This window comes from Dolichospermum sp. LEGE 00246 (assembly GCF_015207865.1).
In the GTDB taxonomy this organism is placed as follows: Bacteria; Cyanobacteriota; Cyanobacteriia; order Cyanobacteriales; family Nostocaceae; genus Dolichospermum; species Dolichospermum heterosporum.
On the sequence record NZ_JADEWA010000208.1, the window covers coordinates 1 to 8988 of the forward strand.

Consider the following 8988-nt stretch of genomic DNA (forward strand, 5'->3'; position numbering starts at 1 on the left):
TCTTTGAGAAGTCGGGGATCTATTTCAAGAATTGTAAATAAATGTAAAGTTACTGGCACAGAAAATCTTCACGGAATTATCCCGATTTAATCCAGTAAGTCACTCCCTGCGGTAGTCTAGATAAATGTTAGTTTATCGCCTGGTTTGACAAATAGTTTTATGACTTCAGTTTCTAGTCCTGCACGCACTATTCGTATTGGTTCACGTAAAAGCCAACTAGCTTTAGTTCAAACATACTGGGTACAAGCGGAACTCCAGAAAAGCTTTCCCGATATTACTTTTGAAGTCCATACCATGTCTACCCAAGGGGACAAAATCCTGGATGTAGCCTTGGCTAAAATTGGCGATAAAGGACTATTTACTAAGGAACTGGAATTGGGCATGATCAATAAAGATATTGATTTTGCTGTGCATTCTCTCAAGGATCTACCGACTAATTTACCAGAAGGGTTGACCCTAGCAGCGATTACAGAACGGGAAAACCCCGCAGATGCGGTGGTGCTGCATAAAAAGTATCAAGGTGAAAAACTGGAGACTTTACCAGCGGGTGCGGTAATTGGGACTTCTTCTTTGCGAAGATTGGCACAGTTACGCCATAAGTTTCCTCATTTTACGTTTAAGGATGTGCGGGGAAATTTGATCACACGCATGGATAAATTGGATGCTGGTGAGTATGATGCTTTGATTTTAGCGGTTGCTGGTTTAGAAAGATTGGAAATGAGCGATCGCATCCATCAAATTCTCACCCCCGAAATCTCCCTCCATGCTGTTGGACAAGGTGCTTTAGGGATAGAATGCCGTGCAGATGACACTGAGGTAATTGGCTTACTGAAAGCTATTGAACACCAGCAAACACGCGATCGCTGTCTAGCAGAAAGATCATTTCTACGAGTTTTAGAAGGCGGTTGTCAAGTTCCCATTGGTGTAAATACAGAAATTAATGGTGATCAATTAACATTAAAAGGTCTGGTTGCCAGTGTTGATGGTCAACAAATAGTTAAAGATACCGTCAGCGGTGCGGCTGCTGATGCTGAAAAGTTAGGCGCACAACTAGCTGGCATTCTCAGAGAAAAAGGCGCTACAGAAATCCTAGAAAAAATCTTTACCGAGATTCAACGAGGATCATAAGGTGATAGGTTACAGGTGATAGGTGACAGGTGACAGGTGACAGGTGACAGGTGACAGGTGACAGGTGACAGGTGACAGCCAAGAGAAGAGAGTTTAATTACCAATTACCAATTACCAATTACCAATTACCAATTACCAATTACCAATTACCAATTACCAATCACCAATTACCAATTACCAATTACCAATCACCAATTACCATGAAAATTTTATTTGTAGCGGCAGAAGCTGCTCCCATTGCCAAAGTTGGCGGCATGGGGGATGTTGTCGGCGCATTACCCAAAGTTTTGAGAGCAATGGGTCATGATGTGCGGATTTTTATGCCTTACTATGGCTTTGTTCCTGACAAAATGACAGTTCCCAAAGAACCCATTTGGAAAGGTTCAGCCATGTTCCAGGAGTTTGCGGTTTACGAAGGTGTACTGCCTGGTACTGATGTTCCTCTGTATTTATTTGAGCATCCAGCTTTTCTGCCTCGGCGGGTTTATGGTGGAGAAGATGAAGATTGGAGATTTACCTTATTTTCCAATGGTGCGGCGGAATTTTGCTGGAATTACTGGAAACCGGAAATTGTCCATTGTCATGATTGGCATACAGGAATGTTACCAGTCTGGTTGAATCAATCTCCAGATATCACTACTGTATTCACCATTCACAACCTCGCTTATCAAGGTCCTTGGCGTTGGTATTTAGAGAAAATTACTTGGTGTCCCTGGTATATGCAAGGACACAATACAATGGCAGCCGCTGTCCAGTTTGCCAATAAAGTAAATACAGTGTCTCCCACCTATGCCGAACAAATCAAAACACCTGCCTATGGTGAACAAATAGAAGGGTTATTATCTTTTGTTAGTGGCAAATTATCAGGGATAATCAACGGCATAGATACCGATATTTATGATCCAGCCAATGATAAATACATTGCTCAACCCTTTACCATAGATACTTTAGATAAACGCAAAGCTAACAAAATAGCTCTGCAAGAAGAGGTGGGTTTAGAAGTTAATTCCAATGCCTTTTTAATCGGCATGGTGACAAGGTTAGTAGAACAGAAAGGGATGGATTTAGTATTACAAATCCTTGACCGCTTCATGGCTTATACAGATGCTCAGTTTGTCCTTTTGGGAACAGGCGATCGCTATTATGAAACCCAAATGTGGCAACTCGCATCCCGTTATCCTGGACGCATGGCTACCTATCTCCTGTATAATGATGCTCTTTCCCGTCGCATTTACGCAGGTACGGATGCCTTCTTAATGCCTAGCCGCTTTGAACCCTGCGGCATCAGCCAAATGATGGCTTTGCGTTACGGTTCTGTTCCCATTGTCCGTCGTACAGGGGGATTAGTGGATACCGTCAGCCACTTTGATCCAGTCAATGAAGCGGGTACAGGTTATTGCTTTGACCGCTATGAACCTCTGGACTTATTCACCTGCATGATTCGCGCTTGGGAAGGTTTCCGTTTCAAACCCCAATGGCAAGAATTACAAAAACGGGGGATGAGTGCAAACTTCAGTTGGTATCAATCCGCTAAAGAGTACGATAAGCTTTATCGTTCTATCTATGGTTTACCAGAACCCGAAGCAATCCTAGAACTAACGCCAGAACCAAAACCAACACTAGAACTAAAACCAGAACCAAAACTAGAACTAAAACCAACACTAGAACTAAAACCAAAACCAAAATTAGTTTAAGGTGTTGTAGTAAGTTGGAATTTTAGACAGTATTAATGGGGTATTTATTTGAAATGCCCCTTTTTAATCCACGATAGTATAAAATTAAGAAAAGATGGATTGGTTAGAGCGCGTCGCAGAAATTCGCAAAATTTGTAACGTGCCAGCACGACTTAATCTTATTTTTAATGACAATCCTCTTTCCCCCTGTTCAGATTTAGAAATAATTCAACTTGAACGACAACTAGGTATTAAGCTGCCCAGCACTTACAAAGACTTTCTAAAAATGATGGGGCATGGGGCAGGTAAGTTTTTACGTGGTTCAGATTGCTTTTACCAGCATTTGCCACAAATTCAAGAATGGGCTAAACAACTTTTAGTAGAAAATGATTTTCCTCAAGCTTTACCAGAGGATGCTTTTGTATTTTTCATGCACCAGGGATATCAGTTCAGCTTTTTCAGACTTTCAGAAGGTGATAACCCACCAACTTACTCATATTGCGAAGGACAAGAACAGCCTGATTTTGTCAAAAGTCATAATCAGTTTAGTGACTTTTTATCTGTGGAAGTCAATCTTTATTTACAGTCCTTGATGCTTATAGAAGGCTCTGCCTTCAATAATATTAGAGGCAGAGCCTCATCAACTGCATTCCTAGTCAGAGACTAGGAACGAGATGTGGTAGGGATTTGAGCTTAAATTGACACCAATGGTTGGGGGTCTAGATATGATCAGAAAACAACTAATTAAGTAGTGAGACAGAATTAATTACACAATGTCATTGCGTTAGCGCAGCGTGGCGTTAGCCATATGGAACGAAGTGAAATCAAGCAATTCCAAGGGTTGTGATTGCTTCCCTTCCCTCGCAATGACTGTAAATATTTTTGTCCAATTACTTACTACTTGCCAAATCCCTTACCTCTAGTTACCGAAGGAAGACAAATACAGTTTTCTAACTGCTGGAGTAAGGTTTCGGTATCTAGATTTTGACCAATTAACACTAATTGATTTTTCTTTTCACCTTTCCATTGATCATCATCAATAGTAAAGCGTTTACCACAAAGATGGAAAATATGTCGTTGCGGACTTTCATCAAACCACATAATCCCCTTAGCACGGAAGACATTTGTGGATAATTGGTTATCTAGAAAATGTTGAAACTTTTTAATTGAAAAAGGTTTATCACTTTGGAAAGAAATAGAGAGAAAACCATCATTTTCTAAATGGTCAGAATGGTGATGATGTTCATGATCATGGTGGTCATGTCCACAGGTAGAATGATCATGATCGTCGTGATTTTCGTGTCCACAATCAGCATGATCATGGTGATCATGATCATGATGTTCTTCTGCGTGGTTATCAAAATATTTATCAGATTCAAACAACCCGACACTCAGAATCAAAGGAAGGGGAACTTGGGATTTTGTTGTGCGAATAATTCTGGAACCTTCTTTGATATTGTTAATTTTTTTCTCTAAATCCTGTAAGGTTGGTTCATCAACCAAATCAGTTTTATTGAGAATAATCACATCACCATAAGTAATTTGACTCAAAGCCGCTTCAGAATTGAATAAATCTAAGCTATAATTTGCTGCATCAACTACAGTAATAATAGAATCTAACCGAGTTAAATCTCGTAATTCTGAACCTAGAAATGTCATAGCCACAGGTAAAGGATCTGCTAAACCTGTTGTTTCTACAACTAGATAATCTAGCTTTTCTTCTCTTTCCAAAACTTTGTAAACAGCATCAACTAAGTCATTATTAATGGTGCAACAAATACAACCATTACTTAATTCCACCATGTTTTCGTCAGTGGAAATAACCAATTCATTATCAATGCCAATTTCGCCAAATTCATTCACTAAAACCGCAGTTTTTACACCTTGCTGATTTGTGAGAATATGGTTGAGTAAAGTGGTCTTACCGCTACCAAGAAAACCTGTAATAATGGTAACTGGTAAACCTTGCTTGGCAACTTCCATTGCGTGAGATTCGGAATTAACTGTTGTTGGCATAGTCATGAAGGGGGATTTTGGTGTATTCTCAATTTTATCTTGATTTTGTCCACTCGGCATTAGAGTAACGCTAAATTAAGATGAAGCTGCGTAGAATAATATTTCCAGAATAATTGACCGCAGATAAACGCAGATAAACGCAGATAAAGCCGGATGAATTAATGGATTCTATGATTCTGTGTAGCCTCATATAAAATTGGTATTACCTCCAAGTGTTAACAAAATTACGAAGTTTTACTAATAATGATTATAGTTGTAGGGTGCGTCAGATATTAATAATCTGTTTATTTACAAGATTTATGCACTCTGACGCACCCTACCAATTTGCCAGTAGCGTAAGTGCTGAACAAGATTACGGAGTTTTACTAATAAGAATTATAGCCAATTATTAGCTACTAAAATTTTCATTTACGCCATTGTCATCAAGTTGGGTTATTATTGTTTATCGTCCGATTTCCGCATTACTCTATTATGACCCTATCTATTTACAATACTCTTACCCGTCGTCAAGAACAATTTACCACTGTCGAACCTGGAAAGGTTAAGATGTATTACTGCGGTGTGACGGTTTATGATTACTGCCATTTGGGTCATGCTAGAGCTTGTATTGTTTGGGATGTGGTGCGTCGTTACCTTCAGTTTATTGGTTATGATGTGCGTTATATCCAAAATTTTACTGATATTGATGATAAAATTCTTAAACGCGCACGAGAAGAAGATTCTTCGATGGAAGTTGTTGCAGAACGATATATTCAAGCTTATTTTGAGGATATGTCCCGGTTGGGGATTAAAGAGGCTGATGAATATCCCCGCGCGACACATACAATGAATGGGATTCAAAGATTAATTCACGATTTAGAACACAAAGGTTTTGCGTATCCGTCTGCTGGTGATGTGTATTATGCAGTCCAGAATTTTGCTGAATATGGCAAACTTTCGGGACGCAAATTAGAGGATATGCAAGCTGGTGCAAGTGAACGGGTAAATGTCGAAGATGCAGAATATCAAAAGAAGCGATACCCCTTTGATTTTGCTCTGTGGAAGGCTGCAAAACCCGGTGAACCTGCGTGGGAGTCTCCCTGGGGAAAAGGTCGTCCAGGATGGCATATTGAATGCTCGGCGATGGTGCGCGATCGCCTGGGTGATACTATAGATATTCATGCTGGTGGTGCTGACTTAATTTTCCCCCACCATGAAAACGAAATTGCTCAATCGGAAGCCGTTACCGGAAAACCTTTAGCTAATTATTGGTTACACAATGGCATGGTGAAGGTAGATGGGGAAAAAATGTCCAAATCTTTGGGTAATTTTATCACCATTCGTCAATTATTAGATCGGGGTGTAGACCCAATGGCGGTAAGATTATTTGTGATGATGGCACAATATCGCAAACCCATAGATTTTACCGATGATGCTATATTAGCCGCCACAAATGGCTGGCATACCATCAAGGAAGGATTACTTTTTGGTTATCAACATGGTAAAAAATTAGGGTGGGATGAATCTAACCTCATCCAAAATCCAAAATCCAAAATCCAAAATTCTGAGATTGAGAAATTCAAAGAAGCTGTTGATGATGATTTTAATTTCCCTGGTGGATTAGCAGTAATTTTTGAATTAGCAAAAGAATTAATTCGGGAAGGAAATATTATTGTTCATCAAGGTAAAACAGAAACTTCCGCCCATGAATTACTGGAAAAATGGCAAACTTTAATTACATTAGCAGATGTTCTGGGTTTAACTGCTAAACCAGAAACAGAAACACCTGTACAGGATGGATTCAGTGATGTGGAAATTGAGGAACTAATTCAACAAAGACAAGCAGCAAGAAAAGCCAAAGACTTTGCTGAATCTGATAGAATTCGTGATCAATTATTCACAAAAGGCATTACCTTAATAGATAGCAAAGAAGGTACACGCTGGCACAAAGGATAAATCAAGAATTAGGAACGAAAAAAAATAAGATGCGGCTTGTCCTGCCTTTGTAGAGACGTTCCATGGAACGTCTCTACATCTTTTCTGGAGATGTCTAATCGAAGTTAAATTACCCACCTCATAAAGGGGGGAAAGCAGAAAAATTAGTTCCCTCCCCAAAGCATCGGGGAGGGTTAGTGTGGGGTAATTTGAAGAATAATGGTGATTCGATAACTTGTGTGTACATCGTAGCCTAAGAGGAGAGGGAAAAGGAATAATATTTAATACTGGAGAGGCTTTGAACTTGTTCTTTGTATGATAAAAAAGTCCAGCTTCTAGCCGTTTTGAGTATATCAGCAAACCCTATAAATCTTTAATTATTTTCACCGCAGAGATTCCTGTTAATATTGCCACCAATAACCAGGTAATAGCTAATCCCACTACTTCCCCTAAAAATAAATTAGTAATTCTGTGCAAAAATAAGCCGATAGTTGAACCAATAGGCATAGCTATCATCCAACTTATAATATTGACAAATATCCATTTCCATGCTGAAGGAAATGATGGGGGAATAGCCAAACACCATTGTGATATACCAATTAATAAACCACCAATACCACCAACAATAATGCCTAAAAAAATTCGCGTAGGTAGAAACGCAGAAATAGTCACAGTCCAGCCCAAAACACCAACACCTATTACTGCAATAATTATCCAAGAAAAAAGAGTAGATAGTACCCATTTTCCAGGAAAAATAGATTGTCTGAGAAGATAACTTTGGGGGATAGAAATTGTTAAACTCCCTATAGCAGCTTCTAAAATACTCATATCTGGTTTTTCACTGACTTCAATCATTAATAAACTCAATAAAAACCCCAGGAAAGTAGCAAAAACCCATTTAAACGTAAAATTTAAACTTATATAATTAGATTTAACAGATGATAATTGCATTATATTTTCTTCAATTTTAATGGTCTAACAGCTTGAGTATCAAACATCTGGAGAAACGCCCGACGACGTTGATAAGGCGATTCGGGAGTAATATAACCCCATAAACTTTCCCAATAGAAAAAAGAGAAACCAGCAAGTTTTTGCTTGCGGACTATTTTTATTTGTTCCTTAACTTGATCAATCTCTACAGGCTTTAATAAATTTCCGGTTGAGATACCAATAGCTACAGGAATTTTCTTCATAGCCAATTTTATTGATGGTTTGGACATTTCTGTGATAAAAGAGGTTTTTTCACTTCTGTATACCTGTAAAATCAACTCATCTATTAGATCTTGTTTTACCCAATTTTCCCAATCTTGTAAATAGTATTTATAAGCAAAATACTGTGAGTTGGGAGAAAGAGATATTTTGGCATAGGGTTTAATTGCTTTTACAGATTTAGAAATACTGTTCATAAATGCAGTAATTTTATTAGCCCTCCAGCGCATCCATTCTGAATCAAAAGGATTAGTTGGTGGTTTTTTTCCTCGATGTTCTTTTTGATAAAGGTTTACCGTAAAAGCATCATAACCAAGCTGTACAGGCATTCCAAAATGATCATCAATTTGAATACCATCTACATTATAATTTTTGACAACTTCTAAAATTAACCCACGAATAAAGTTCTGAACTTGAGGATGTAGAGGATTTAGCCAAGCTTGTTTATAAACACCATTAATCATATCTTCTAGTAAGTTTTCAGATATGGATTCTACACCCTTTTGTCCAATAGTTAACCAGTCTGGATGTAGTTTAGCTAACGCAGAATCAGGAGGAGTCATTAACCCATATTCAAACCAAGGAATTATTGTCAAATCTTTACTTCTAGCCAATTTAACTACCTTGGCTAAAAAATCATTTTTACCATGAATAAAATTCAGCAAAGGTTGACTATCTGAACCTGTGATTTTTTTGGCTAAAGGACTTTTATAAAAGGTGTAACCTCGATTCCACACTACCGGATAAATAGTATTAAAATTGAGGTTGGCTAATTGATTTATTGCCCTATCAATACCCCAAGGGATATAAAAAACACCACTGGCAACATTAGTCAGCCAAACACCACGAATTTCTGTAGTTACAGGTAAAGAATTTGAATTTTGAGTATAATCAGGATTTGCAAAAATGGGGAATATTGTTAAACTGATGACAAATCCCAAACATACAAAATATCCGAAAACTTGCTGAAATACAGAATTCATTTGTTAAATAAATCGAGATTGCTAATATCCATATAACTACAAAATCTAATTTTATTATGGGGATT

At 38.2% G+C, this 8988-nt stretch carries 7 protein-coding genes; 4 read left to right on the forward strand and 3 right to left on the reverse strand.

Translation table 11 applies throughout. From position 1 onward, the window contains the following. Positions 1-159: 159 nt before the first annotated feature. From hemC to IQ228_RS14470, 3 genes are all read left to right on the forward strand, one after another. Entirely contained in the window at positions 160-1128 is a 969-nt protein-coding gene (hemC, locus tag IQ228_RS14460) for a hydroxymethylbilane synthase (protein ID WP_193963279.1), read from the forward strand. A 200-nt stretch (positions 1129-1328) separates the two neighbouring features. Beyond that, the gene (glgA, locus tag IQ228_RS14465) at positions 1329-2822 is read left to right on the forward strand and encodes a glycogen synthase GlgA (RefSeq protein ID WP_051424469.1); all 1494 of its coding nucleotides are present in this window, start codon (positions 1329-1331) and stop codon (positions 2820-2822) included. 94 nt (positions 2823-2916) lie between these two features. After that, positions 2917-3468 (forward strand): SMI1/KNR4 family protein, encoded by a 552-nt coding sequence (locus tag IQ228_RS14470; protein ID WP_080683952.1) that lies wholly within the window; start codon positions 2917-2919, stop codon positions 3466-3468. 230 nt (positions 3469-3698) lie between these two features. On the opposite strand, the gene IQ228_RS14475 is transcribed toward IQ228_RS14470, so the two are convergent. Continuing rightward, positions 3699-4817 (reverse strand): GTP-binding protein, encoded by a 1119-nt coding sequence (locus IQ228_RS14475; protein ID WP_027404496.1) that lies wholly within the window; start codon positions 4815-4817, stop codon positions 3699-3701. Positions 4818-5288: 471 nt separating this feature from the next. Between IQ228_RS14475 and cysS the strand changes: the two genes are divergently transcribed. Then, complete coding sequence (cysS, locus tag IQ228_RS14480; RefSeq protein WP_193963281.1) at positions 5289-6752, forward strand: cysteine--tRNA ligase; 1464 nt, start codon at positions 5289-5291, stop codon at positions 6750-6752. Positions 6753-7094: 342 nt separating this feature from the next. On the opposite strand, the gene IQ228_RS14485 is transcribed toward cysS, so the two are convergent. Together IQ228_RS14485 and IQ228_RS14490 are read right to left on the reverse strand one after the other, a co-directional pair. Then, positions 7095-7682 (reverse strand): hypothetical protein, encoded by a 588-nt coding sequence (locus IQ228_RS14485; protein WP_193963283.1) that lies wholly within the window; start codon positions 7680-7682, stop codon positions 7095-7097. After that, entirely contained in the window at positions 7682-8923 is a 1242-nt protein-coding gene (locus IQ228_RS14490; protein ID WP_027404493.1) for a glycoside hydrolase family 10 protein, read from the reverse strand. Before IQ228_RS14490 ends, IQ228_RS14485 begins: the two co-directional genes overlap by 1 nt. Positions 8924-8988: the final 65 nt, after the last annotated feature.

Bases quoted from the DNA above. Each gene is read 5' to 3' on its own strand.
- IQ228_RS14485 (WP_193963283.1), bottom strand. From the start codon at position 7,682: ATGCAATTATCATCTGTTAAATCTAATTATATAAGTTTAAATTTTACG.
- IQ228_RS14475 (WP_027404496.1), bottom strand. From the start codon at position 4,817: ATGCCAACAACAGTTAATTCCGAATCTCACGCAATGGAAGTTGCCAAG.
- cysS (WP_193963281.1), top strand. From the start codon at position 5,289: ATGACCCTATCTATTTACAATACTCTTACCCGTCGTCAAGAACAATTT.
- glgA (WP_051424469.1), top strand. From the start codon at position 1,329: ATGAAAATTTTATTTGTAGCGGCAGAAGCTGCTCCCATTGCCAAAGTT.
- hemC (WP_193963279.1), top strand. From the start codon at position 160: ATGACTTCAGTTTCTAGTCCTGCACGCACTATTCGTATTGGTTCACGT.
- IQ228_RS14490 (WP_027404493.1), bottom strand. From the start codon at position 8,923: ATGAATTCTGTATTTCAGCAAGTTTTCGGATATTTTGTATGTTTGGGA.
- IQ228_RS14470 (WP_080683952.1), top strand. From the start codon at position 2,917: ATGGATTGGTTAGAGCGCGTCGCAGAAATTCGCAAAATTTGTAACGTG.